Source organism: Sheuella amnicola (assembly GCF_010499255.1).
Taxonomy (GTDB): domain Bacteria; phylum Pseudomonadota; class Gammaproteobacteria; order Burkholderiales; family Burkholderiaceae_B; genus Zwartia; species Zwartia amnicola.
The window spans coordinates 301,917-326,666 of record NZ_JAAGRN010000002.1; the positions used below are offsets into that span (position 1 = coordinate 301,917).

Consider the following 24,750-nt stretch of genomic DNA (forward strand, 5'->3'; position numbering starts at 1 on the left):
AAAATTCGCCACCATGAGTATTTCAACCGAAGTCGCACGTCGAAGAACGTTCGCAATTATTTCCCACCCTGATGCGGGTAAAACCACATTGACGGAAAAGCTTTTGCTTTTCGCGGGTGCGATTCAAATCGCCGGTAGCGTTAAGGCTCGCAAGGCATCCCGTCACGCATCCTCCGACTGGATGGAAATCGAAAAGCAACGCGGCATTTCCGTTGCGTCTTCGGTTATGCAGATGGAATACCGTGACTGTGTCATCAACCTGCTTGATACCCCCGGTCACCAGGACTTTTCCGAAGATACCTACCGCGTACTGACCGCCGTAGATGCCGCGTTGATGGTGATCGACGCAGCAAACGGTGTCGAGCCGCAAACAATTCGACTTCTGCAGGTCTGCCGCGCGCGCAACACACCCATCATTACGTTCATCAACAAGATGGACAGAGAGGTTCGCGAGCCCCTCGAACTATTATCCGAGATCGAATCGCATATCGGAATGGATGCCGTCCCCTTCTCATGGCCAGTTGGAATGGGTAAGGCGTTTGGGGGGGTATTCGATATTCGTCGCGACAGAATGCGCCTGTTCCGTCCGGGTCAGGAGCGCAGGGATGACAGCAAAGACGACTTTATCGATGGACTGGGTAATCCTGAAATCGCCAAAAGATTTCCGGATGCGTTCAAACAGGCCAAAGGCGAAATCGAACTGATTCAAGCGGCCTCGCCCGAGTTCGATCGCGATCAATTCCTTGCCGGTAAACAAACGCCCGTCTTTTTTGGATCCGCCATTAATAACTTTGGCGTCCAGGAAGTACTGGATGCGCTCGTTGATCAGGCTCCGCCGCCTGGTTCGCGTCAAGCTCTGGAGCGCACCGTCAATCCCGAAGAACCTAAATTCACCGGCGTTGTGTTCAAGGTTCAGGCCAACATGGATCCGGCCCACCGTGACCGTGTTGCGTTTGTAAGAGTGAGCTCGGGACGATTCGAACGCGGCATGCGTCTGAAAGTATCGCGCAACGGAAAAGAGATTCGCCCCAACAACGTCGTTTCGTTCTTGTCCCAGCGGCGTGAACTCGTAGACGAGGCCTTTGCAGGCGATGTGATTGGCATTCCAAATCACGGTATTTTGCATCTTGGCGATGTGCTCACAGAAGGTGAAACACTTCACTTCACAGGTCTTCCCTTTTTTGCTCCGGAGCTGTTTCAGGCTGTGGAGGTTAAAGATCCTCTTCGCACAAAACAATTGCGCACCGGATTAATGCAACTTGGTGAGGAAGGTGCGATTCAGGTTTTCAGGCCAATCGCTGCGGGAGGCTCGCTTCTGCTTGGAGCCGTTGGTCAGCTTCAATTCGAAGTCGTCGCCCATCGCCTTCAGGCGGAATATGGAGCCGAAGCCCGTCTTATGCCATCCCGCTACAACATGGCACGCTGGATTACATCCGACGATCCGAAAGAATTAAGTAAATTCATTGATGCCAATGCTGCTCATATCGCCTATGATGTCGTCGAAGCACCTGCATTTCTGGTGACCTCGACCGCACAGTTGCGCGTAGCCGAAGAACGGTATCCTGCCATTCGGTTCCACGCGATGCGCGAGCATGGTGGTCAGGTATTTGCCGACAAAGTTTAAGTTTCCGTTATAGATCCTTTATGTCCTGGCGTGTTCTGATTATCTTTCTGTTGATTGCCGCCTTTGCTTCCTGGCAAGGCGGAATTCAGCTGGGCGAATGGCTTGTGTCACGCGCGCCCGAAACGGTTGCATCAACATCCAGACCAAAAGACAGCAACGAGCAAATGCTCGATGCGAATGGCAAACCCTTCACCGCACAACCTCCTCAGCCACGTATTGACGGCACCCTCGGCACTCCGCGCGAACGAACCTTGATCGATTGGCAAGTCACTAATACTCTCGCAACACAATTCAATGAAGATCCCGAGTCAATGAAAATTGACATCGATGGTCAATTGATCGGGTATGCAGGCGAGGGAGGCTACGAAAGAAGGGATCACGAACTCTCAGCCGGAGGCAAAGGATTGCCCCAGGGCCAAGACGACATCACAACCCTGGATGTCACAAGTACTCGCCAGAATGCAGACGCGAGCTCGACAAGATCAACTCCTGTTACAAACACAGCACCTGCTCGATCCACTCAGCCAGTTCAGCTAACTTGGCAGCAAAAGCTCAAAACTGATTTGGATCAATGTGCTACGCAGGGTTTTTTCCAGCGTCCAACTTGCATACAGAACGCACGCAATAGATACTGTGCTCCTAATAATGCCTGGGGTAAGCACCCTGACTGTCCGTCCCGAACACCCGATACCATTGTTGGCGGCTAATTCAAGCCGCTCCCGATTGCGATTTTCTTAAGGGTGCAGTAGGTATTCTCATTAAATCACGGTACTTGGCAACAGTTCTTCGGGCAATCGTAATTCCCTCCTTCTCAAGCAAAGTCACAAGCTGACTGTCCGACAATGGCCTGGTTCGATCTTCCGAACCAATCAGAGATTCGATCCGCTTTTGCACCGCCGTCGTTGAAGTCGCTTCGCCTCGCTCCGATGAAAGACCGGTACTGAAAAATCGCTTCATCTCCAATGTTCCGAAAGGAGTCAGCATGAATTTCTGCGTTGTGGCTCGGGAAATCGTAGATTCGTGCAGATCAAGTTCGACAGCTATATCCTTCAATGTCAACGGTCGGATCGCCTCCCAACCTTTAGAGAAAAAAAGCTGTTGATGCTTAACGATCGCTTGAGCAACACGCAAAATCGTATCGAATCGTTGTGCGACATTTCTAATCATCCAGCGGGCATCCTGTAGTTGCGCATGCAACGCAGCGTGCGAGCCCGACCTTGAACGACCTAACGCCTCTGCGTACATCGTATTGATGCGCAACCTCGGCACGATTGCTTCATTTAGCACCGCCTCCCATCCATGCCTGACTTTACGGACCAGAACATCAGGCACGGCAAAGTCCGCAGCAGGTTTGCTCCAAGCACTGCCCGGTCTGGGATTTAAACGCATCACCAATGCGTGTGCACGTCGCAGCATTTCGTTATCGCAACCGATCGCCTCACGAACACGATTCATATTACCTGTGGCAAGCAGGTTTAGATGGTGAAGACACAATGCGCGCGCCACCTTAAGCAGTGCAGGATCTTTCGTTTCCGGATATCGCATGGGATCGGCAAATTGCAATTGCAAATCAAGGCATTCAGCCAAATCGCGTGCACCGACGCCGGGTGGATCAAAAGATTGCAACAGTCTCAATGCCGCCTTGAAATCATCGGCCTCCAGACCTAACTCCGGATTCATCCAGCCAGCGATTTCTTCCAGGGAAGAGGCCAGAAAGCCATCCTCATTCAATTCTTCAATCAAGAGTTCAATCAGTGCGGCATCGCGAGGCGTGGCTCTGGTTGTTCCAAGCTGCTCAAATAAGTATTCATGCAAACTACTCTGACGCGCCGGCTCTTCCCGATCATCAAAATCATCTTCAGGGGTCGCACGCCTCAGATCGGCCGTGAACTCCTGATGATCATTTTGAAAATCATCGCCCGATACCTCATGATCAATACCTGAGTCAGGATTTTGAGCATCGAAGGATTCCGTTTTTTTATCTGGCGCATCCTGCTCTATGTCGCTTGTTCGAGACTCTATTACGGAATGCTCGCTTTCGGTATGCGAGTCGACTTCCTCCACCTCTTGTTCAAGCAATGGATTTTCAGTCAGGGCATTGGCAATCTCGAGCTCAAACTCGAGCGTCGACAACTGCAATAATCGTATTGATTGTTGCAGCGCAGGGGTCAGTGTCAAATGCTGACCATGCCGGAGTTCGAGATTATGACGACTCATGAGTACAATCGATTCATCTTGAAAAAAGTGGGCGCCTCTATCGTGAAAGAAGATACTCGTTTACTCGGAAACACCATTCTGCGACTGGCTCTGCCCCGCATCGCGATGAGGCTATCCATCATCGTGACTGCCGTACTGCTCTGGTATTGGCTGATCGGTCTAGTCTATCGTAGCGGTATGTCACTAAACTACAAATCCTATAAAGAGCTTGAGGCCTTTGGGCCCCATGCGGTCGAATTACTCACCAGTATGAACAAATACATCTGGATCACAGCCAATGTTGTGATCACATTGATAGCACTGTCCATGCTTAGAGGTTGGTTTGTCAAAAGTCTGGCGCGTGGAAAGTCATCGATCGTTCCTCTTCGTACTTTCCGTTCACTATGCTCTTCTCTCCATCCTGAAGCGCTAGAGGTTTTGCGTTGGGTCTGGAAGGACCCTCAAACTCCCGTCACCATCGGCATTCTGCAAACAACGCTCAAACAGATACTGAGCGGCCGGGTCCGAAAAATGGCACTTGCAAAGGCCCAGCGTGAAGAGCTTGAACAATCGATCAAACCACCAGCTAATCCCGGAGTAGTGCACCCCGATTCATCCGGATTTCGCGAACCAACCTTGATGGCATAAGTAATTTTAGCCTTTCGGTCTACATCCAAAGCGCACCACAACGGTGCGCTTTGTTTTTGTAATGCCAACAATTTTTGAATATTTTTAAAGATTTCCTTGTTTTTATGAGATGGGGACTTGCGATGTCATGATTTTTGTGTTTAATTAATGGCTTATGACTTCATTATCCGCAGCTGGCGCCAGCAACTCGATGGACATCACGATCTCTCAGGTTCGTGGCTTTGTCTCGTCCGGTGCTTCTGCTTCAAAACTGGATACGCTATCGCTACTACTAGCGATCGGTTGCCGGGCCTAGCGCCCCGTGGCAGTCCGGCAGCCATCCGCCACTAGTTTCATCCCTGAATTCCAAATAATTTAACCGGCTATGGGCCGACAGTCGGCAAAAAACCGACAAAAGACTCCGGATGCGTATTTTTCGTTCCGCTGTCACAGAAATTGACTCGAGGTAAATGATGCTTAAGAATCCCGCTACAAAATACGTTCCATTCAAACCCTTCGAACGTGATTTTTCCGAACGAACATGGCCAAGCAAGCGGATTACCCATCCGCCCATTTGGATGAGCACCGATCTGCGTGACGGCAATCAGTCCTTGATCGAACCCATGAGCGTGGAGCGCAAACTTCGCTTCTTTGACATGCTGATCAAAATCGGCTTTAAGGAAATCGAAGTGGGATTTCCGTCAGCTTCTCAAACCGATTACGACTTTGTTCGGGCATTGGTAGACGAAAAGCGCATACCCGATGATGTCACCATCATCGCCCTGACACAGGCTCGTCCTGAACTGATCGAACGTACAGTTGAAGCAGCGGCCGGTGCCAAACAGGCCATGATCCACTTGTACAACGCCTGTGCGCCCGGATTTCGTCGCATCGTTTTCAACATGAATCGCGAAGAAGTCAAACAAGTTGCGATCGAAGGTACCAAGTGCGTCATGGCGTGCATGGCAAAACATCCTGAAACCAATTGGTTTTACGAATACTCGCCTGAAGTCTTCAGCACCACGGAGCCCGACTTCGCGCTTGAAGTTTGCAATGCCGTGACCGAAGTCTGGAAACCAACTCCACAGAAAAAAATTATCTATAACTTGCCCGCCACGATCGAGGCGACGACTCCAAACATGTATGCCGATCAGATTGAATATATGCACAACAATCTGAACAAGCGCGACAGCATCATCATTAGCCTTCATCCGCACAACGATCGCGGTACTGCCGTTGCGGCGGCGGAACTGGGCATCATGGCCGGCGGTGACCGCGTTGAAGGCTGTCTCTTCGGTAATGGTGAACGCACCGGCAACGTCGATCTGGTCACATTGGCATTGAATCTCTACACGCAAGGCATTCACCCCGGCCTCGACTTCTCGGATATCGATGAAGTGCGCCGCTGCGTTGAAGACTGTAACCAACTGCCCGTCCATCCTCGTCATCCCTACGCGGGCGATCTGGTATTCACGGCGTTTTCCGGTTCACATCAGGACGCTATCAAAAAGGGCTTCGCCGTTCAGAAAGCAGATGCAATCTGGGAAGTTCCCTACCTGCCCATCGATCCGGCCGATCTCGGTCGCAGTTACGATGCTGTGATCCGGGTCAATAGCCAATCGGGCAAAGGTGGAGTGTCCTATCTGCTTGAACAGGAGCACGGTTTGGTCTTGCCTCGCCGCCTGCAAATCGAATTCAGTCGCGCCATACAACGCGTCACCGATGAGACAGGTCGCGAAGTCACGTCTGGCGATGTGTACGATATTTTCAGCAAAGAATACTTGTTGCAGACAACACCATGGAAGCTGATCAAACATCGCATTACCGGTGATCCGACCGCCGCTGAAGGACAACACTTCACTATCGAAGCAGAGTTCGAAGTGGACGGTAAGCGTCGCACGCTGTCAGGATCCGGAGACGGTGCGATTTCGGCATTCGTCGACTGCCTGGGTATTTCGGCACGCATCATGGATTATCATGAGCACGCAATCGGAACCGGCACCGATACGCGCGCCGCCTGCTACACGGAAGTCAGGATCGCGGATGCTCCAACCGGATTTGGTGTCGGTATCGATCGCGATATCGTAACTGCATCATTTAAAGCGGTTCTCAGCGCGTTCAACCGTCACATCGCGGCGAATGGCGCAGCTTCTGTCGTCAGCAAGCAATCGGCCGAGTCCGTTTCAGCCTAAGCCTGACGATCTACGATCGAAAACGCCCTTCGGGGCGTTTTTTTCTACCACTGTCCGTAAAATACTCCGGCCCGTTTATGGCCATTCGTTGCCCGCTCAACAGCATCATCGGTCATCGTTACGCGATGCTTACGCCTGGCCAACCAATCCAGTAATTGTGTTCGGAACTCTTCACGCAAAGTCAGATGTAAACCATCCTTGCCAAGATCATTCAGCTCCTCCGGGTCCGCCTGCAGATCAAACAATTGCTCAGGTTCATCCAACCAGTAAACATAACGCCAGCGATCTGTACGCATCGAATACGCACGACATTGATGCAACTCTTTACCTAATAAAACTCGCGCTTGTCGATAGCTGTAATCCAGCTCGGAAAATACCGCATGCCGCCAAGGGAGCGACAGATCGGCGGATCGAAGCAGCGGCAACAGACTACGTCCTTCGACACGCTCGGTGGCTATGGGCACATTAAGCGCATCCAGAAACGTAGGAACCATATCAACGGACTCGACAAAGCGGTCATCAATCATCCCTCGCGTCGCATCTGCCGCCGGATCGGGATCATAAATAATGCAGGGCACTTTCTGAACAGCGTCGTAAAACAACTCTTTTTCGCCGAGCCAATGATCACCCAACAAATCACCGTGATCGGATGTAAACACAATCATGGTGTTACGCATCAGGCCTGCACGCTCCATGTAGTCGAATACGCGTCCAAGATGATCATCGAGTTGGTGAATCAATCCCTGATACGCCGGCCGAACTAGTCTGACGCATTCGTCGCGACTAAAGTTCTGACTTTCCTCATGCTGTCGATAGGCGGCTACAACGGGATGTGCGTGTTGACGCTCCGCTTCGCTTCGATTGACAGGCAAGCACTGGTCCGCAGAATACATATTGTGATATGGCGCCGGTGCCATATATGGCCAATGCGGTTTAACGTAACTTAAATGCAGCACCCAGGGTCGCGAACCCATCTTCTTCATGAACCCAAGCGCCTGATCTGTCATGTACGCAGTTTCGGAATGTTGTTCGGCCACACGCGCGGGCAGATGCACATTACGCATATGCCATCCACTGACGATTTCGCCATTTGGAGCTTGCGCGGCAATGACGTAATCGGTCCAGGGATCGTCTGACACATAACCGTGACGCTTCAGATATGCGGGATATCCACTTTCGTCACCAGGTGAGTGATGTCCATCATAACGATCCAGCTCCTTGAAATACCCACGCCGAAGCAGATATGTCAACTCCGAATCACCCTCCATTCCCAAACGCTTTAAATTCATCAGATCTGAATTGACATGCGTTTTACCAGCAAGGACAAGCTCCCGACCGGCATGTTTCAGATACTCGCCAAAAGTGATTTCGCCAATCGATAAAGGCACGCGGTTCCATGTCGCTCCATGGCTCGATGGATAGCGGCCGGTGTAGTAACTCATTCTCGATGGACCGCAAATCCCGGAATTGACGAAAGCGCGACTGAAGGTCACGCCGCGCCTGGCAAGCGCGTCAAGATTGGCTGTTTTCAAGTACGGGTGACCGGCCATTCCAAGATGATCGAATCGCAACTGATCCGCCATGATGAACAGGATATTCTGCGTGTTGGACATATCTTTATTTATCGAGCCTGATAAGGCTGACCCAATTTAACGAGTTCATCTTCTCCGAATCCGGCCGCTCGACGCGCGTCAAGATTGAAAGGGCCTTTTAACACCGGGGCACGATACTTGATGGCTAACTCGGTGAATGTTTCCACGGGGTCGAGACTACGCTCGACGCACAACCATCTGTACCATTCATTGCCAAGCGCGACATGCCCGATTTCATCGCGCAAAATAATATCGATAATCGCGGCGCCTTTTGGATCTCCACCACTGGCTAGCTTATGCCGTACAGCAGGCGATGCATCCAGGCCGCGCGCCTCGAGCGTGCGCGGAACAAGGGCGATTCTTGCCAACACATCTTCCTGAGTGCGTTCGGACATTTCCCATAATCCATCATGCGCCGGAAAATCACCATATCGATAGCCGAGAGACAACAAATGTTGATTCAACAGTTCGAAATGAAACGCCTCTTCTTTGGCGACCTCAAACCACTGGCGATAAAACGATTCCGGCATGCCTGCAAACCGCCACACAATATCCAACGCCAGATTGATCGCATTAAACTCAATATGCGCCAGCGCATGGATCAAAACCGCACGACCTTCAACCGTATGAACACTGCGTTGTCGCAATTGTGCGGGTGGCACCAACTCAATATCAGGCCTACCGGGAATTCCAATCACTGTCGGAATAATACGAACCGTATCAACTGGCGCTGCTGTATCGACAAGGCGCATCAACCGGTTTTTTTCTTCCCAACCGGTGAGGCAAAGAGCAGTCTGCGCGGCAAGTCTCAGATCCATTCGAGTCGCCAAAAGACTTATTCGATTTTTTCGGATTTCTTTTCTTTTTTGTCTTTCTTTTTTGGCTTGGACTTTTTATCAGGCAAGGCAAGCATGGTGCCGCGACAAGTCGGCGCTCCACATCGGCACTGATATTGGAGCTTGAGTTTTTTGGTCGGTTTTTCGTCGTCGATCACCAGGCCATAATCGTAATTCAACTCTTCCCCGCGCTTGATATCGCGTTTAGCCATAATGTAAACACGCTTGCCACCCCTGCCTTCGGAGCTTTCGCAGTTTGGTTCGCAAGCATGATTAATCCACCGCGCATCATTACCGTGATCGTCCCCATCAATCACTTTGCCGGAGCTAAGAGAAAAGAAAAATGTATGAAACGGATCATCGGGATTGGTTGGGTGGCGACGATCGGCCTCTTTGGCGCTAATCGTTGTGCCTGCATACTCGATGATTTTGGTCCCGGCCGGTATTGCACGAGCGGCAAACACTCCGTTGCCATGTATTTTGGATGTTTTAACGATATGCCAAGGCTTTTCGGAGTTTGTCATCAGAATCGATCAAAAATTTAGCTGCGTTTTACGGCAAAACAATGCTGGGGTTCAGGGAATTTCGATGCACGCACTTCGTCTGCATAGCGCTGAACTGCACTTCGCATGGACTCTTCAAGATTTGCGTATCGTTTGACGAATTTCGGAACACGCTCGCCACTCAAGCCCAACATGTCTTCGGTGACAAGAATCTGTCCATCACATGAAACCGAAGCGCCAATGCCAATCGTAGGTATCGATAATTGTTCGGTGATTTCAGTACCTAACGCTTCGGCCACGCCCTCGAGCACAACGCCAAAGGCGCCAGCCTGTTCATGGGCCTTGGCATCACCCAAAATACGCGCAGCGGCATCCGGGGTTTTACCCTGCGCAAGATAGCCACCCATCGTATTCACATATTGAGGCATCAGGCCCACGTGGGCAAGCACGGGGATTCCGCGAGCGACCAGAAACTCGATCGTTGGGGCCATCACCGCTCCACCTTCAAGCTTGACGGCATCAGCTCCGTGACTGACCAGATAAGCCGCATTTCGGAATGCCTGTTCAAGCGACTCCTGATACGTGCCAAACGGCATATCGGCAACGATGCACGCATGCTTGGTTGCGCGAACTACTGCCGCCGTATGTTGTGCAATTTGCTCAAGCGTAATTGACAGAGTGTTCGGCAACCCATACGCCACCATCGCTGTTGAATCTCCGATCAAGATGAAGTCGAGATATTCGTCGATGATTCGAGCAGTAGAAAAATTATGCGCTGTCAGCGCTGCAATCTTGCGTTGACCTTTGCACGCGCGCAATTGCGGCACCGTCACTCTTTTTATTTCTGCATGGGTACTCATATCATCCCCCGACGATGCTTTTCGTTACTAGACTGCATCGGAATCATCCGTCTTCCTGGCGGTCTTTTTAACCGTCTTCTTTACTGCCGTTTTGGTTGCTCGCTTAGCGGCAGTCTTCGTAGCTGTCTTCGTCGCTTTCTTAACAGCAGTTTTCGAAGGCGTTTTCGCAGCGGTCTTAGTCGCAGCCTTGCTTGCCCTGGCAGTCGTTTTTCCACCCGGCTTTTCAGGGCGAGGTTCGAACTCGAATCCAACCTTTCCATCAGCTCCGCGCGACAAAAATGCCTTGAACTTGCGATTGGTCCGGCTTGAAACAAAACCTTCAAGCAAATCCGTTTTGCCTTGCGTAAGCAGTTTTGTCATTTGCTCGGCGCTGATCTCCTGTTGCAAGATCACTTTGCCCGAACGGAAGTCGCAGCTTCTTTCCGGTCCAACCGATTTCTCGCAAATGTAACTCATGCCATGTTCGAAAACCTGTCCCCCACACTTGGGGCAGGCACCTAAAGACACGTGACCAGAAAAATCGACGGGCTCGCTAGACTCTTCATCGCGCTGACCGAAATCGAATTCGAGCTTGCTGTCCTGATCCAATTTGAGAATCGCGGCAAACGGGCGTCCCATTTTGCTGATAAAGCCCTGCAACGGTCCGATTTGACGATCCGCCAGCAACTGCTCGACTTCAGATTGTTCAAACGTTCTGCCGCCAGGATGTTTGCCGATAGAAAAGTCACAACTGGTACAAGCATAGCGACGATAGTTTTCCTTCACCACGCTGCCGCATTTGGGACAAGGGGTCGTCAACGTCACATAGTCGCCGGGAACAGTATCGCGATCGTATTCTTTCGCGCGCTTTACGATGACCTGCGTCATCTGGGCAATTTCGCGCATGAAGGCGGTTCGCTCCAATCCTCCCTGTTCGATCTGCTTAAGCTTATGTTCCCACTCTCCCGTCAGTTCGGGCGATGTCAACTCTTTGACGTCCAGCCCGTTGAGCAAGGTCATCAATTGACGCGCTTTGGCTGTCGGAACCAAATCCCGCCCTTCACGGCGCAAATAGCTTTCGTTCAACAATCCTTCGATAATCGATGCGCGCGTTGCAGGCGTACCCAGTCCATTTTGCGACATAGCCTGACGCAACTCATCATCCTCGACGAGCTTGCCCGCACCTTCCATTGCTGATAGCAAGGTTGCCTCGTTATATCGGGCAGGCGGTCTGGTGGCCAAGCCTACCGTTTCAATATCTTCTGTGCGCACCTTTTCGTTCGGCTCGACCGGGACCAGCGTTGCATCTTCGCCCTGAGCCTCCCGGCCGTATACCGCAAGCCATCCCGGCGAAACCAGAACCTTGCCTTCCGTTTTGAACGTGTGCGATTGCACCGTTGTCGTGCGCGTCGTCATGCGATATTCGGCGGACGGAAAAAAGATCGCCAGAAAGCGCTTAACGACCAGATCGTATATTTTGGCTTCTGCCTCGCCAAGTTCTTTCGGCACCTGCAACGTCGGAATGATCGCGAAGTGGTCAGACACTTTCTTATCATCGAAAATCCGCTTATTAGGCTTGATCCATCCATTCTTCGTAATGGTGGCGGCATGAGTGGCCACGCCCTTCGATACACCCTGTCCCTCTGCCAATCCGGCAACCGTTTCTTTCACGGTGTTCAGATAGTCCTCGGGCAAATAACGTGAATCTGTTCGCGGATAGGTAAGTGCCTTGTAGCGCTCATACAAGCTTTGTGCCAAAGCAAGCGTAGTTTTGGCAGAAAATCCAAAACGTCCGTTTGCCTCGCGCTGCAAAGAAGTCAGATCGAACAATCCCGGCGATGCCTCTGTCTTGGGTTTCGATTCTTCCTTGACGGTACCGGGTTGATCGCGACAGGCGGCAACAATACTCTTGGCAGCCGCTTCAGACCACAGTCTGTTATCTTTCTGCTCCGCATCGGTGGGATGTTTGACAAACTTTTCATCAAACCACCGGCCTTCATAAATGCCCGCTGCAGCGACAAACGTTGCCCGCACTTCCCAATAATCACGAGGCTTGAAGTTGCGGATTTTCTCTTCACGCTCGGCAACAATTGCCAGTGTCGGTGTCTGCACACGACCTACTGGCGTTTTGAAAAATCCACCATCCTTACTGTTGAACGCCGTCATGGCACGCGTGCCATTAATACCCACCAACCAATCCGCTTCTGCACGCGATCTGGCCGCAGCTTCCAGCGGCTTCATTGAGTCATCCGATCTCAGATTCGCAAACGCCTGACGAATCGCATCCTGAGTCATGGATTGCAACCATAACCGTTGCACTGGTTTACTCTGTCCGGCGTACTGCTGGATGTATCTGAAAATCAATTCCCCTTCGCGACCCGCGTCGCATGCGTTGATCAACGCACTGACATCTTTGCGCTTGATTAGTCGCACCAACATCTTTAGACGCTCGGCGGCTTTTTTGTCGGAAGGATTGATCTCGAACGCGGGAGGAATCACCGGCAAATGGGTAAAGCTCCACTTGCCCTTCACAGGATCGTTCGGTGCGATCAAACTCAGCAAATGGCCGACACTGGATGAAAGTACGTATTTTTCGCTTTCAAAGTAGTCGCCTTCGCGCGTAAACCCACCCAATGCACGCGAGATATCGAGTGCAACCGAGGGTTTCTCAGCAATGATCAATGTCTTAGTCATTCTTTTCCAGGGATGGCTTTTATTCTTGCCAATATCAATAATCTGAACTCTTCAATGTCAGATCAGTCTAGCGGATAGGATCATAAAAGCACTAATTGATGACGTGCAAGTTAGCACGACTCAGCCGTTGCACCCAAACGCGGGTCGCTTCGACCCAAAAATCCTGAGTATTTTTAACATTCGGCTTTTCAAAACCCAATGCAACCCAGGCGTTTTGCAACGTTTCCAAAGGACGAGTCAAATCAACGGGATTCGCATGGTTTTGTTTGGAAAGTTTCAGCCCATTTGCATCCATCACCAAGGGAACATGCAAAACTTCAGGGACCTCGTACCCAAGCAAAGTCGCCAATTGTTGCTGCCGCGCCGTGCTGGACAACAAATCCTGCCCCCGGACAATATGCGTCACCCCTTGTGCCGCATCGTCCACCACGACCGCCAATTGGTACGCCCAGATCCCGTCGGCACGCTTCAGAACAAAATCACCTACCGCCCGTGCGACATCCTGCTCCATTGGACCTAACCAACGATCGCGAAAGCGCCAGATGCCCTCCGGTACCCGGAGGCGCCATGAAAGCGCCTGACGCCCCTCTGGCAGGCCCTGTCGGCATGTTCCGGGGTAGGGTCGTTCTCCTTCAGGAAGACTTCCCTGAAGTCTCAGCGCGGAGTCCGCGATTTCTCTTCGGGTACATCCGCACGGATAGACTGCATTTAGCGACAAAAGACGATCAAATGCCGACTGATAATGACATAATCGTTCAGATTGATACAAAATAGGATCTTGCGTTCGCATTCCGAGCGAATCAAGCTGGTTCAGTATGAACTCGGCGGCCCCTGGCATCATTCTGGGCGTATCGAGATCCTCCATCCGTATCAGCCAGCGACCACCATGCGCCTGCGCGTCAACATAACTGGCGCATGCGGCCACCACAGATCCAAGATGAAGCGGGCCACTCGGGCTCGGGGCAAACCGTCCGACGTACTTCAAAACTTACACCACTAGTCAGTGCAACAAGCGGTACTCGTCGTCACGAAGCAGCTCTTCCAGGATCAGATGGTCTACCTCCGCCTCCTGACTCCATAACACCATCAAGGCGATGATCTTGATTTTTTGCAATGTCATGGGCGAACCTGACGTTGCCATGGCGCGATCAATGACGATTTCACGCAGCACCGGAGATAATGCTCCGGTAGCCTCGAGGAATGTGATGAAACCAATCGGCTCGGCACCAAGAAATTGCTGCTCGCTCTCGGCATAGACTCGTGTACCGCGTCCCGGGGACCGGGACAATCCGACACACTGCTCGGTCGTTTCCGCGAGACCGACTAACCAACCCAGCGCTTCGTCGATATCGGTATGCTCAAACCCGGCTGCAGCCAACCGCTTTGCCAACACATCCGCCGACGGACAGGACTCAGGGGTGTAGTAGTTCTCGAACAGGTAAACCAGAATGTCAAACATAGCTCAGGCTCCTGTTTTAAATCAATGTAGCCTTACTCTACCTGTAAATCAGAAAACCGACAACTTTCGGGCTAGCACTATGATTTGGGCAGGTCGTTTTGCGTTCAGATCCACGTAATTTATGATGAGCCAGACAAAACCATCACATCCGGAGATCGAATCGCAATGAATCCTCAAGAACATCAGTTGCATTACCCTCACGGTGACGCCATGCCCGAGCCGGGCAGCACCATGGAGCTCGCTGAGGGAGTGCGCTGGATCAGGATGCCTTTGCCCTTTGCTCTGGATCACATTAATTTGTGGCTATTGCGAGATCGTATCGATGGCGTGGATGGCTGGACCATCGTCGATTGCGGAATATGTCGCGACGAGGTCAAAACCCTTTGGGAAAAAATCTTCGATACACAACTTGAAGGGCTTCCGGTGTTGCGCGTCATTGTCACGCACATGCACCCTGACCATGTTGGATTGGCACACTGGCTTTGCGAGCGCTGGAACGTAGCGCTCGAAATGAGCATGACCGATTACATGGCCGCAAAACTCTGGTCCTCGCAGAATAATGGAGGGGCTTCCGGGGGTGAAAGCGCCTTCTTGCATCTTGCCCGCCATGGGCTGGTGGACCCGGACTCACAGGAAAAAGTGCGCGCGCGCTCCAGTTATTACTCCGGCCTTGTTCCAGCTGTGCCCGAGACATTCGTTCGCATCTTCAACGGCTCGAAAATCACAATTGGCGGTCATGTCTGGCAAGCCATCACGGGCTACGGACACGCACCCGAACACATTTCCCTATACTGCGCCGACAAAAAGATCCTGATTTCAGGCGACATGCTTTTACCGCGCATCTCGACCAATATCAGCGTATTCGACCATGAGCCGATGGGTAATCCATTGCCTGCTTACCTTAGCTCTCTGGATGCCTATATGCCTCTGGCAACGGACACGCTAGTGCTGCCATCGCATGGCCGTCCGTTTAAAGGAATGCACGAACGAATCAGGCAACAACACGAGCACCACGCCGAACGCCTGCATGAGGTTCTTGAAGCCTGTGTCACACCAAAGTCCGCGACCGACATTTTGCCGATCATGTTTAAACGCAAGCTAGATCTGCATCAAACAACTTTTGCGATGGGAGAAGTGATCGCTCATCTGCATGCCCTTTACTTCGAAGGAAAGCTTTCACGCGCCATCGGCACCGACGGAATTATCCGTTTTACGAAAATTTAAGGACTTGCCCTAAATGACCACACATCACCTTGATACGAAATTAGTGCATATCGGCAGCGCGCCATTTGATCCGGAATCGGGAACCGCTCCAGTCAGTATCCCCTCCATTCGAACCAGTACGCTGCGTTTTAAAAATCTCGACCTTCTCGACAAAGCCATTGCCAAACGTATGGCCGGAGAACGCGTGGTGACCTACGGCATTTCCGGACTGGATACGCACCGTGCTCTTGAAGAGGTCATCATGGAGCTAGAAGGCGGTTCATATTGCGTTCTCGCCCCCTCCGGCCTGCTTGCCATCACCATCGCGATGTTTGCGCTTCTCAAGTCGGGTGACCATGTACTCGTTGCGGACTGCGTCTATGGCCCGGTTCGCAACCTTGACCGCACTCTGCTCAAGGATTTAGGCATTGAAGTGACCTACTTTGCGGCGGGTCGAGACAATGTTGCCGATCTTATCCAGCCCAACACCAGGATGATTTATGTCGAAGCGCCCGGTTCGCTTTTGTTCGAGATGTTCGACATGTCGGCCATCGCATCCGTCGCAAACGCAAACAACATCCCACTTGTTACCGACAACACGTGGGGCAACGGCTACATATATCGCCCCCTTGATCTTGGCGCGGATGTATCGGTGATTGCCGGCACTAAATACATAGGCGGCCATTCGGACATCATGCTGGGTGCGATCGTGGTCAAAGATCCTAAAATCGCCGCACGCATCCACGCGACTCAACATGCAATGGGCAACTCGATCAGTGCGGACGATGTCTGGCTTGCGCTGCGGGGCGTTAAAACCATGGCGGTCAGGATGCCGCACCACGGAAAAAGCGCACTTGAGGTTTGCGAATTCCTCGATTCACGCAAAGAGGTTGTGCGCATCTACCACCCAGCTTGGCACAAGGATCCGGGCTATGCGCTATGGCAACGCGACTGCAGCGGATCCAATGGTATGTTGGCGATAGAGTTGAACTGCACCCCCGAAGCCGCGAAAAAATTCGTCAATGCATTGACACTATTTGGTATCGGGTTTTCTTGGGGTGGCTTTGAAAGCCTGGTGCAGTGGGTTGATCCCGCCGCACTTAGCACCCATGCTTACTGGACAGGAAAGGGGCACGCCCTAATCCGTCTTCACATCGGCCTGGAGTCTGTTCAGGATCTGATCGAAGACTTGACCCAGGCCCTAGACAAGATTACTGCTTGATACCGAGTTGTTTAACCAACCCTGCCGCCACATCGATAGTTTCCTGGTAACCGCCCGCCTCGGACGGTGACGTGATGAACTTGCCGCCGACCGCCAGGGAAGGTGTGCCTTGTATGCGGTAGGCGTTGGTCAGTTGCTCTGCGCGAGTCGACTTCGATTGCACGCCAAATGAATCGAAGGTCGACTCGAATTTAGCCTTATCCAAGCCCTGCGACACTGCCCAGGTCACGATTTCCGGTTTCGTGAACAAACGCTTTTTTTCCTGGTGAATGGCTGCAAATACTTTTGGATGCAGATCCAGGCGATTCAAGGCCTCAAGTGCGTAATACAGATTCTGTAACGGCTTCATGCCGGCGTTAAAAGCAACCGGCACTTGCCTGACCACAACATCGGACGGCAGGGTCTTGGTCCACTTCGCAGTCATCGGCTCAAGCACGGCGCAATGAGGACAAGAATAGGCAAAAAACTCAAGCACCTCAATCTTGCCCGGTTCGGTCGGCTGGGCAGGATTGATTTCCGAAAATTTTGCCTTGGATGCGCCTTGCGTCATACCTGCAGGAGAAAAAAACAACGCCGCAGCTGCTGTCGCAATGCCAAACAATCGAGCAAGTGATAAAAGTCTCATGAAAATTCTGCCTTCAATAAATGAGAAACAAACTATTGTCGGACGACTGCCGTCACGATTTTTTCTTCTCCCAAGCGCGCACGAACTTTATTCATATCGTCGATTTTGGAGAACGGGCCAACTCGCACCCGATTGAACTGGATGCCATTGACTTCCGCGCGCTGGATCTCGACTTGCAAGCCCATCATAATCAGTCTGGCCCGCAACGCTTCTGCATCTTCAAGCACCTTGAATGAACCCGCCTGCAGATAATAAGTACTGCCAGCATTTTGTTGACCGGCTGCGGAAGATTCTTTTGCGGCATCTTTCGCCGTTTCCTTGCGCGGCTCTGTACGGGGTTTTTCAACTCGCGCCTGCGGCTCAGTCGGTGAAGTCGGCGAGAGTGTCGCTATCAGCGCACCCAACTCATCCTTACCTGCGGATGGTTTTTTATTCGTTGATTCCGCGCTTTTGTCGCCGGATGAATTAATTGGGGCCTCACCAATGGCTGAGGGAGGGATTGGTGTCGTATCACGAACACCTAGTGCCGCATTAGGATCCGGCGCATTTCGGGGGTCGGGTCTAGCAGTTGATTCCGGCTGTCTACTTGCCTTGTCCACAAAAGGGGAAGGAGCCTTCACCACATAATAGGCCACTGCCGCTGCAACCATTAATCCGATCAATAATCCGGCCAACACGCCATAGATCGTGCTACCACCACCTCCGGACGAGCTTCGCTTAGCCATCTGATTTCCTTACATCCGTTCAGGGGCACTGACACCCAACAATTCAAGACCATTGGCCAAAACCTGGCGCGTCGCATCGGCCAGGCGTAGACGCGCGAGCTTAAGATCTACATCATCGACCAACACTCTCTCTGCGTTGTACCAGGCATGAAAATCCGAAGCGCAGTCACGCAACCAGAAGGCGACTAAATGCGGAGACAACTCTTGTGCCGCTTCGGACACCAAAGTCGGAAACTCGGCAAGACGCTGCATTAAAGACAGCTCGGTCGGTGCAACCAACAGCTCGATTGAAGCTGAATCCAATGCGACTTGATCCAGCGCGGCCGTGGCCAGCATCGAGCAAATTCTTGCATGGGCATATTGAATGTAATAAACCGGGTTTTCTTCGCTTTTGGAGAGCGCCAGATCCAAATCAAACACGAACTCCGTGTCTGCACGGCGCTGAATCAAAAAGAAACGCACGGCATCTCGTCCGACCCAATCAATTAGATCACGCATCGTGACATAACTTCCGGCCCGCTTGGAGATCTTGACCTCTTCGCCTCCTCGCATGACCTTGACCATCTTGTGCAAAATGTAGGAAGGGTAATCGGCCGGAATGCCCATCGATAAAGCTTGGAGGCCTGCACGCACCCTTGCGACCGTGCCGTGATGATCACTGCCCTGAATATTGACGGCTTGCTTGAAACCACGTTGCCATTTGGTCACGTGGTATGCGATATCAGGTACAAAATACGTGTAACCACCCTCGGATTTACGCATGACACGATCCTTGTCATCGCCCGTACCCAGCTCGGTCGTGCGCAACCACAATGCGCCTTCGCTTTCGTAAGTATGGCCACTTGAAACAAGCTTGGTCACCGTATCTTCCACGCGGCCAGTCGTGTAAAGCGAACTTTCCAAGTAATAGTGATCAAACACCAGGCCAAAGGCCTGTAAATCCAGATCTTGTTCCCGGCGTAGATATGTCACCGCAAATCGACGGATATTTTCGAGGTCATCAATGTCGCCATTTGCCTGAACGGGCTCGCCATCGCTTGCGCTCACCGTCCGATTCTCGAGAAAGTCTTTTGCGATATCGGCAATGTAATCGCCTTTGTATCCATCCTCGGGATATTCGGGATGGTCGGTCGACATTCCTCGACCGCGCGCTTGCACGCTAATACTCAAGTTGTGGATTTGGTTGCCTGCATCGTTGTAATAAAACTCGCGACTCACATCGTGGCCGCTGGCATCGAAAAGACGGCATAACGCATCGCCAAGGGCTGCCTGCCTCGCATGGCCAACATGAAGCGGACCGGTCGGGTTGGCCGAAACGAATTCCACCAACACCTTCTGATCCTTGCGAGGCGACCGACCATAAGATTCGCGCATAGTCGATATCGCGGGCAATACAGCCTGATGCGTCGCTTGCGTCAATCTGAAATTAATGAACCCCGGACCGGCGAGTTCGGCTGCCGCGATTATTTTGCGTGCCGCGGGATCCGCAATTAATGCGTCCACAATCGCCTGAGCAAGCTCACGCGGATTGCGTTTGGCAGGCTTAGCTAATTGCATAGCCACATTGGTTGCCAGATCACCGTGGGCGGCCACTTTAGGACGCTCAAGCACGATATTGGGAGTCGCTTCGGGCAAAATGCTTGCCACGACAGCTTGTATACAGGAAATGAGAGTATGTTTTTGCTCGGGGAGCATGGGCTTGAAATGTACGATTTGAAGCCTCAAATCATAGCCTGAATTAGGGCAAACACGAATTAGCTTGTAAGCTACGACACGGTGGCGCATCCATTAGGCGCCTTTTACCCCTTAGGAAATCCGAAGATGCTCATCACTTTCAGTAGCAAGGCCGGGGCGGACATTCTGATGCTATCGCAACACGCCCAGCCCATCATGCGCATGATAGGCAAAATCTCCGATCAAAACATACCCGAGCGGGGCGTATTTACGCCGGAGCAGCTTGTCGACGCAATTTTTGCGCTGGAACAGGCGATTGCAGACGAAAAACCTCCACAAGAACCCGACGAGGACGATCCGGACACAATCAAGCCCGATGCGCTCTCTTTACCGGTCGCATTACGACAACGAGCCCAACCACTACTGGATCTGATGCGCCGTTCGCAAAAAGCCGGCGTCCCGCTATCCTGGGAGGCCGGCTCGGGCTGGTAACCTCATCAATACGCCAGATCAAACAGCGCCCTGAAATCCTCAGTCGTTGTTTGCCTTGGATTCCAGCGGTTGTAATTGGCCTGCGTGCACAACTCGGACATCTCATCAAACAGATCTTGCGTAGCCCCTACATCGCGTAGCCGCGCAGGGATCGAAAGATCCCGACACATTTGTTCGATTGCGTCCACCGCAGCCAGCGCAGCCTGCTCTTGCGTCAACTCCTGCGTACGAACGCCCATTGCTCTTGCGACGCGTGCATATTTGGCAACGGCCGCCGGTAAATTAAAGCGCGCCACATGAGGCAGGCAAACAGCGTTCGACAACCCATGAGACAAATGAAAATTCGCGCCGACGAAGCGCGCCATGCAATGCACATTTCCGAGCCCGGTCTGGCCAAACGTAATCCCCGCCAGAGCCGAGCCGCACAACATATTCAGACCAGCCTGCAAATCTTGGCGATTAGCGACAAATGCACGAATGTTGCCGGCTAGAAGCTCGATTGCCTGCAAATTGATGGCATCGGTCATCAGATTAGCTTGTCTCGATATGAACGACTCAAAGGCGTGTACGAAAGCATCTATGCCCGAATGCGCCGCCACATGGGCCGGCAGCGTGGTGAGCGCCAGCGGATCGAGTATCGCGTAGGCAGCGGGATTCAATGCCGCATGGCGAATAGACATCTTCAGATTTTTTTCGGTATCCGAAATTACGCAAGATCCCGACACCTCTGATCCTGTCCCGGCAGTAGTCGGAATTGCAATCAACGGCAACGGCGGAGTAGAAAATTTCTCGATTCCTTCGTAATCGTGTATCCGCCCACCACTCGTTGCCAAAATACCGACCGCCTTGGCGACATCAATCGTACTTCCACCCCCGATGGCCAAAGACGCCGTTGCCCCGAGCTTTTGGCAAACGGCGAAGGCTTTTTCTACAGTATGCGCACTCGGGTCAGGCTCTATGTCGGTATAAATGGCGAACTCGACACCGCTTTGATCCAGCAATTTCTTGATCTTGCCGTAAAACTCACTATCAAGCAGAGCCGCGTCAAGTGCAATGAACATTTTGGAGCAGCCGAGCTTTCTGACGATCTCTTCGATCTTCTCATATGCTCCCACACCCATATAAATGCGGGTTGGACAAAAGAAACTTGAAATGTTGTTCATAGTCATGACTCTAATTAATCCGGCTTGGCCCCGAGTTCGATAATGACCGGTCTCCAGCGCGCCACGTCTTTCTCCAGCAATGCTTTGGCTCCAGCCGGCGTTTGCTGTTCCGCAGTCGGCATTTCGATACCCGCCGCCTCGTATTTCGCACGCACTTCAGGTGATGCGATCGCCTGGCGTAACGCCTCGCTAAGCTGTGTCACGATTGGCGCCGGAGTGCCTTTAGGCACAAGCACCATATTCCAGATGTCATACTGTAAGTCGGGATAGCCGGACTCGCCGGCTGACGGCAGATCCGGTAATGCCTTGATACGATTCGGCCTCAACACGACAACGCCCTTAACCATGCCCGACTGCACATAACGAACCGCTGTTGCCGTGCTTTCGACCATGTAATCAAGATGGCCCGCCATCACATCCTGCACGGCCTGACCCGCACCTCGATAATTCACGGCATTGACCTTCACACCTAGTCGTGAATTGATCAACTGACCGCCAAGCCATGAGCCAGAACCCACTCCGGCTGCACCAAAATTCAACTTCGCCTCATTCTTTTTCAAATAAGCCGCAAACTCATTCAAGCCCATCGCAGGAAAATCCTTGCGTGCGGAGACAATTTGAGGCGCATCCCCAATAGAGGCCAACGGCACAAAATCCTTCAGCACGTCGTACGTCAGATTTTTATACAACGTAGCAGACACAGCAAGGGTGCCTCCGTTGCCGATCAGCATCGTGTAACCATCACCCTGCGCCTTTGATGCGCGCGTATTTCCGACGGTACCACCGGCACCTGGCGTATTTTCAACGATAACTGGCTGCTTCAGAATTTTTGCAAGACTTTCACCAACAACGCGCGCCAGTACATCGGTCGGACCGCCTGCGGCAAACGGTACGATCAGTGTTAACGGTTTTTCAGGATAAGCCGCATGTACTGCGGGTGCGGAAATCAGTCCGAACATCAGTCCGGCCACGATTGCATATGACTTCTTTTTTAGAGAATAAAACTTTCCCTGCTCCATGTCTTCCCCTCGGTTAGTTCATGTTCGCCGCGAAGGCGAACAGCTAGAATCATTAACGGGTACTTTATTCGCACCTTATACTTTTTAATGACGTATTGTCTGTGATACGACTGGACAATCCTATCATGCCATTGTAGAAAGAACATAAAGCAGGCATCAAGACCTTCATGACACACAAAACAACGGGAGAAAAAATTAAATGAATCAAACTCAAGGCCGGCTTCAAGGTAAAGTGGCCTTAATCACAGGTGCTGGTTGCGTCGGGCCAGGCTGGGGAAATGGACGGGCCATGGCGGTCCGTTTTGCGCAAGAAGGGGCAAAAGTTTTTGCTGTCGACAAAGATCTGCGCTCAATGGATGAAACGCTCGATCTGGTAAACGCCTTCAAGGGCGACATTACCCCATATACCTGCGATGTCACAGACAGCGCTCAGATCAAACAGCTTGTCGCTGCATGCTTGAAGCAATATGGCACAGTCGATATCCTTGTGAACAATGTTGGGGGTCCGGCCCCTGGTGGGCCCATCAATTTGTCTGAGGACGATTGGGATGCTCAAATCGACATCAACCTCAAAACCGTTTTTCTGATGTGCAAATACGTCATGCCCATAATGGAAGAAAAGGGTCATGGGGCAATTGTGAATATCGCCTCAACCTCGGGCATTCGCTTTACCGGCGCTCCGGCAGTCGGTTACGCATCGGCTAAAGCCGGTGTCATTCAGTTCGGCCGTGTCGTTGCGGTTGAATACGCCGCTAAAGGCATCAGAATCAATAGCGTTGTTCCCGGACAAATGCACACGCCTCTCGTAGACAAAACATTGGCTAAAAGCCAAAGTGGCGGCGATATCGAAACATTGCTTAAACGCCGCCAGGCAAGAATTCCGATGCCCTTTATGGGAGATGGACGCGATACGGCAAATGCCGCACTGTTTCTTGCCTCGGATGAAGCCCGATTCATCACGGGAACGGAAATCATTGTGGATGGTGGCATGAGTGCGCGATGTGATTAACCATTGATACGATAAATGACAACGCAGTCATGACCAAAATTAAATCGATCATCATTCAAGGAGACAAAATCATGAAAAATATTTCTTTTCGATACCTGACCCTCGCCACATTAGCGGGTGCAGTCTTTACTTTCGGATCGAATGCAGTACACGCTCAAACCCAAAGTTATCCGAATAAACCCATCCAATTAGTTATTCCTTTTGCTCCAGGCGATACAGATCGCATGGTTCGGCCGTTCAGCGACAAGATGGGCGAATTCCTCGGTCAAACAGTCGTCATGAACTTCAAGCCCGGTGCCGGCGGCGCCGTGGGGGCCGGTCAAGTGGCAAACAGCAAACCGGATGGTTACACGATTGTCGGCACATCGCCCGGATCGATCGTGGTCGTTCCTCTTGCCAACAAGGATGTCACATATTCGACAGAATCATTTGAACCCATTGCAGCCTTATCCGAAGGCGGCTTCATGTTAGTCGTGCCTTCCAGCTCGACCATTAAAGACATGAAAGACTTGGTGGCCGTTTCTAAACAATCTCCGGGGAAATTGACCTTTTCCACTTCCGGCAGCAAGGGCATCACACATATGCTTGCCGAAATCCTTGCGCAAGATATCAAAGTGAAATGGACGCATATCCCCTATCAGGGTAGTGGTCCCGCGATTACTGCATTGCTGGGCGGACATGTTGACATGGCGTCCACCGCCATCGGCCCCGCCCAAGCCCACATTGCCGCCGGCACATTGCGACCGCTTGCAGTATTCGGCGATACGAGATTGAATGCATTTCCGAACGTGCCGACTCTAAAAGAGCTTGGCTACAACATCGGCAGCCCTGTTTATTATGGAATTTTGGCTCCCAAAGGCACACCTAAAGAAATCATCAACGCGATTTACGATGCCGCTAAAAAATCCGTGGATAAATACAATGCCCAAATCTCGGAAAATCTGTCTACGCTAGGCGCGCAAATCGGCTTGCTTGGCCCGAAGGAATACAGCGAGTATCTTACAAAGCAAAAAGAGTTATTTGCTCAAGGCGTCAAGTTAGTCGAATAAACGCTTT

At 51.9% G+C, this 24,750-nt stretch carries 23 protein-coding genes; 10 read left to right on the plus strand and 13 right to left on the minus strand.

Annotation, left to right across the window (positions count from 1 at the left end; translation table 11 throughout):
- The first annotated feature begins 13 nt into the window (after window positions 1-13).
- Both G3I67_RS04035 and G3I67_RS04040 read left to right on the plus strand, forming a co-directional pair.
- Window positions 14-1,624 carry a peptide chain release factor 3 gene (locus G3I67_RS04035; protein ID WP_163651778.1) on the plus strand — a complete coding sequence of 537 codons (1,611 nt, stop codon included), beginning with the start codon at window positions 14-16 and terminating at the stop codon, window positions 1,622-1,624.
- Between the two features lie 20 nt (window positions 1,625-1,644).
- Complete coding sequence (locus G3I67_RS04040) at window positions 1,645-2,331, plus strand: hypothetical protein (RefSeq protein WP_163651780.1); 687 nt, start codon at window positions 1,645-1,647, stop codon at window positions 2,329-2,331.
- A gap of 1 nt (window position 2,332) precedes the next feature.
- Here the strand turns inward: G3I67_RS04040 and rpoN are convergent, their stop codons facing one another.
- Window positions 2,333-3,841, minus strand: a complete 1,509-nt coding sequence (gene rpoN, locus G3I67_RS04045) for an RNA polymerase factor sigma-54 (protein WP_163651782.1) — start codon at window positions 3,839-3,841, stop codon at window positions 2,333-2,335.
- A 42-nt stretch (window positions 3,842-3,883) separates the two neighbouring features.
- On the opposite strand from rpoN, the gene G3I67_RS04050 reads away from it, so the two are divergent.
- From G3I67_RS04050 to leuA, 3 genes are all read left to right on the plus strand, one after another.
- Window positions 3,884-4,468 carry a hypothetical protein gene (locus G3I67_RS04050; protein WP_163651784.1) on the plus strand — a complete coding sequence of 195 codons (585 nt, stop codon included), beginning with the start codon at window positions 3,884-3,886 and terminating at the stop codon, window positions 4,466-4,468.
- Window positions 4,469-4,622: 154 nt separating this feature from the next.
- Window positions 4,623-4,763 carry a hypothetical protein gene (locus tag G3I67_RS04055; protein WP_163651786.1) on the plus strand — a complete coding sequence of 47 codons (141 nt, stop codon included), beginning with the start codon at window positions 4,623-4,625 and terminating at the stop codon, window positions 4,761-4,763.
- Window positions 4,764-4,917: 154 nt separating this feature from the next.
- Window positions 4,918-6,639, plus strand: a complete 1,722-nt coding sequence (leuA, locus tag G3I67_RS04060; RefSeq protein ID WP_163651788.1) for a 2-isopropylmalate synthase — start codon at window positions 4,918-4,920, stop codon at window positions 6,637-6,639.
- A gap of 44 nt (window positions 6,640-6,683) precedes the next feature.
- Here the strand turns inward: leuA and G3I67_RS04065 are convergent, their stop codons facing one another.
- The 7 genes from G3I67_RS04065 to G3I67_RS04095 form a co-directional block, all read right to left on the minus strand.
- Window positions 6,684-8,252 carry a sulfatase-like hydrolase/transferase gene (locus G3I67_RS04065; RefSeq protein ID WP_163651789.1) on the minus strand — a complete coding sequence of 523 codons (1,569 nt, stop codon included), beginning with the start codon at window positions 8,250-8,252 and terminating at the stop codon, window positions 6,684-6,686.
- An 8-nt stretch (window positions 8,253-8,260) separates the two neighbouring features.
- A complete protein-coding gene (locus tag G3I67_RS04070; protein ID WP_163651791.1) occupies window positions 8,261-9,049 on the minus strand; it encodes a ferritin-like domain-containing protein in 789 nt (262 codons plus the stop codon).
- 17 nt (window positions 9,050-9,066) lie between these two features.
- Window positions 9,067-9,591, minus strand: coding sequence for an SET domain-containing protein (locus tag G3I67_RS04075; RefSeq protein WP_163651793.1), 525 nt, complete (start codon window positions 9,589-9,591; stop codon window positions 9,067-9,069).
- Between the two features lie 17 nt (window positions 9,592-9,608).
- Window positions 9,609-10,430: a 3-methyl-2-oxobutanoate hydroxymethyltransferase gene (gene panB, locus G3I67_RS04080; protein WP_163651795.1), complete on the minus strand. Its 822-nt coding sequence runs from the start codon at window positions 10,428-10,430 to the stop codon at window positions 9,609-9,611.
- Between the two features lie 27 nt (window positions 10,431-10,457).
- A complete protein-coding gene (locus G3I67_RS04085; RefSeq protein ID WP_163651797.1) occupies window positions 10,458-13,103 on the minus strand; it encodes a DNA topoisomerase III in 2,646 nt (881 codons plus the stop codon).
- 91 nt (window positions 13,104-13,194) lie between these two features.
- A complete protein-coding gene (gene gluQRS, locus G3I67_RS04090) occupies window positions 13,195-14,088 on the minus strand; it encodes a tRNA glutamyl-Q(34) synthetase GluQRS (protein ID WP_163651799.1) in 894 nt (297 codons plus the stop codon).
- A 15-nt stretch (window positions 14,089-14,103) separates the two neighbouring features.
- Window positions 14,104-14,562: a Smg family protein gene (locus G3I67_RS04095; protein ID WP_163651801.1), complete on the minus strand. Its 459-nt coding sequence runs from the start codon at window positions 14,560-14,562 to the stop codon at window positions 14,104-14,106.
- A gap of 165 nt (window positions 14,563-14,727) precedes the next feature.
- Here G3I67_RS04095 and G3I67_RS04100 point away from each other — a divergent pair, with 165 nt between their 5' ends.
- Together G3I67_RS04100 and metC are read left to right on the plus strand one after the other, a co-directional pair.
- On the plus strand, window positions 14,728-15,786 hold the full coding sequence (locus G3I67_RS04100; protein ID WP_163651803.1) for an MBL fold metallo-hydrolase: 1,059 nt from the start codon (window positions 14,728-14,730) through the stop codon (window positions 15,784-15,786).
- A gap of 13 nt (window positions 15,787-15,799) precedes the next feature.
- Window positions 15,800-16,987, plus strand: a complete 1,188-nt coding sequence (gene metC, locus G3I67_RS04105; protein WP_163651805.1) for a cystathionine beta-lyase — start codon at window positions 15,800-15,802, stop codon at window positions 16,985-16,987.
- Here metC and G3I67_RS04110 read toward each other — a convergent pair.
- The 3 genes from G3I67_RS04110 to argS are packed head-to-tail and all read right to left on the minus strand — an operon-like array spanning window position 16,977 to window position 20,032.
- Window positions 16,977-17,612: a thiol:disulfide interchange protein DsbA/DsbL gene (locus G3I67_RS04110; protein ID WP_163651807.1), complete on the minus strand. Its 636-nt coding sequence runs from the start codon at window positions 17,610-17,612 to the stop codon at window positions 16,977-16,979. The genes metC and G3I67_RS04110 overlap by 11 nt on opposite strands.
- A gap of 32 nt (window positions 17,613-17,644) precedes the next feature.
- Window positions 17,645-18,337 carry an SPOR domain-containing protein gene (locus G3I67_RS04115; RefSeq protein ID WP_163651809.1) on the minus strand — a complete coding sequence of 231 codons (693 nt, stop codon included), beginning with the start codon at window positions 18,335-18,337 and terminating at the stop codon, window positions 17,645-17,647.
- A 9-nt stretch (window positions 18,338-18,346) separates the two neighbouring features.
- On the minus strand, window positions 18,347-20,032 hold the full coding sequence (gene argS / locus G3I67_RS04120; protein ID WP_163652116.1) for an arginine--tRNA ligase: 1,686 nt from the start codon (window positions 20,030-20,032) through the stop codon (window positions 18,347-18,349).
- A 126-nt stretch (window positions 20,033-20,158) separates the two neighbouring features.
- Here argS and G3I67_RS04125 point away from each other — a divergent pair, with 126 nt between their 5' ends.
- Window positions 20,159-20,503 carry a DUF1840 domain-containing protein gene (locus tag G3I67_RS04125; RefSeq protein ID WP_163651811.1) on the plus strand — a complete coding sequence of 115 codons (345 nt, stop codon included), beginning with the start codon at window positions 20,159-20,161 and terminating at the stop codon, window positions 20,501-20,503.
- 5 nt (window positions 20,504-20,508) lie between these two features.
- Here the strand turns inward: G3I67_RS04125 and G3I67_RS04130 are convergent, their stop codons facing one another.
- Together G3I67_RS04130 and G3I67_RS04135 are read right to left on the minus strand one after the other, a co-directional pair.
- Window positions 20,509-21,672, minus strand: coding sequence for an iron-containing alcohol dehydrogenase (locus tag G3I67_RS04130; protein WP_235931668.1), 1,164 nt, complete (start codon window positions 21,670-21,672; stop codon window positions 20,509-20,511).
- 8 nt (window positions 21,673-21,680) lie between these two features.
- Complete coding sequence (locus G3I67_RS04135; protein WP_235931669.1) at window positions 21,681-22,685, minus strand: Bug family tripartite tricarboxylate transporter substrate binding protein; 1,005 nt, start codon at window positions 22,683-22,685, stop codon at window positions 21,681-21,683.
- A gap of 199 nt (window positions 22,686-22,884) precedes the next feature.
- Between G3I67_RS04135 and G3I67_RS04140 the strand changes: the two genes are divergently transcribed.
- Window positions 22,885-23,694, plus strand: a complete 810-nt coding sequence (locus tag G3I67_RS04140; protein WP_163651813.1) for an SDR family NAD(P)-dependent oxidoreductase — start codon at window positions 22,885-22,887, stop codon at window positions 23,692-23,694.
- Between the two features lie 71 nt (window positions 23,695-23,765).
- Complete coding sequence (locus tag G3I67_RS04145) at window positions 23,766-24,743, plus strand: tripartite tricarboxylate transporter substrate binding protein (protein ID WP_163651815.1); 978 nt, start codon at window positions 23,766-23,768, stop codon at window positions 24,741-24,743.
- Window positions 24,744-24,750 lie beyond the last annotated feature (7 nt).

Excerpts from the sequence above, each read along its gene's own strand:
- G3I67_RS04035 (WP_163651778.1), top strand. The coding sequence starts at position 14 with ATGAGTATTTCAACCGAAGTCGCACGTCGAAGAACGTTCGCAATTATT.
- G3I67_RS04040 (WP_163651780.1), top strand. The coding sequence starts at position 1,645 with ATGTCCTGGCGTGTTCTGATTATCTTTCTGTTGATTGCCGCCTTTGCT.
- rpoN (WP_163651782.1), bottom strand. The coding sequence starts at position 3,841 with ATGAGTCGTCATAATCTCGAACTCCGGCATGGTCAGCATTTGACACTG.
- G3I67_RS04055 (WP_163651786.1), top strand. The coding sequence starts at position 4,623 with ATGACTTCATTATCCGCAGCTGGCGCCAGCAACTCGATGGACATCACG.
- leuA (WP_163651788.1), top strand. The coding sequence starts at position 4,918 with ATGATGCTTAAGAATCCCGCTACAAAATACGTTCCATTCAAACCCTTC.
- G3I67_RS04065 (WP_163651789.1), bottom strand. The coding sequence starts at position 8,252 with ATGTCCAACACGCAGAATATCCTGTTCATCATGGCGGATCAGTTGCGA.
- G3I67_RS04070 (WP_163651791.1), bottom strand. The coding sequence starts at position 9,049 with ATGGATCTGAGACTTGCCGCGCAGACTGCTCTTTGCCTCACCGGTTGG.
- G3I67_RS04075 (WP_163651793.1), bottom strand. The coding sequence starts at position 9,591 with ATGACAAACTCCGAAAAGCCTTGGCATATCGTTAAAACATCCAAAATA.
- panB (WP_163651795.1), bottom strand. The coding sequence starts at position 10,430 with ATGAGTACCCATGCAGAAATAAAAAGAGTGACGGTGCCGCAATTGCGC.
- G3I67_RS04085 (WP_163651797.1), bottom strand. The coding sequence starts at position 13,103 with ATGACTAAGACATTGATCATTGCTGAGAAACCCTCGGTTGCACTCGAT.
- G3I67_RS04095 (WP_163651801.1), bottom strand. The coding sequence starts at position 14,562 with ATGTTTGACATTCTGGTTTACCTGTTCGAGAACTACTACACCCCTGAG.
- G3I67_RS04100 (WP_163651803.1), top strand. The coding sequence starts at position 14,728 with ATGAATCCTCAAGAACATCAGTTGCATTACCCTCACGGTGACGCCATG.
- metC (WP_163651805.1), top strand. The coding sequence starts at position 15,800 with ATGACCACACATCACCTTGATACGAAATTAGTGCATATCGGCAGCGCG.
- G3I67_RS04110 (WP_163651807.1), bottom strand. The coding sequence starts at position 17,612 with ATGAGACTTTTATCACTTGCTCGATTGTTTGGCATTGCGACAGCAGCT.
- G3I67_RS04115 (WP_163651809.1), bottom strand. The coding sequence starts at position 18,337 with ATGGCTAAGCGAAGCTCGTCCGGAGGTGGTGGTAGCACGATCTATGGC.
- argS (WP_163652116.1), bottom strand. The coding sequence starts at position 20,032 with ATGCTCCCCGAGCAAAAACATACTCTCATTTCCTGTATACAAGCTGTC.
- G3I67_RS04125 (WP_163651811.1), top strand. The coding sequence starts at position 20,159 with ATGCTCATCACTTTCAGTAGCAAGGCCGGGGCGGACATTCTGATGCTA.
- G3I67_RS04130 (WP_235931668.1), bottom strand. The coding sequence starts at position 21,672 with ATGACTATGAACAACATTTCAAGTTTCTTTTGTCCAACCCGCATTTAT.
- G3I67_RS04135 (WP_235931669.1), bottom strand. The coding sequence starts at position 22,685 with ATGGAGCAGGGAAAGTTTTATTCTCTAAAAAAGAAGTCATATGCAATC.
- G3I67_RS04140 (WP_163651813.1), top strand. The coding sequence starts at position 22,885 with ATGAATCAAACTCAAGGCCGGCTTCAAGGTAAAGTGGCCTTAATCACA.
- G3I67_RS04145 (WP_163651815.1), top strand. The coding sequence starts at position 23,766 with ATGAAAAATATTTCTTTTCGATACCTGACCCTCGCCACATTAGCGGGT.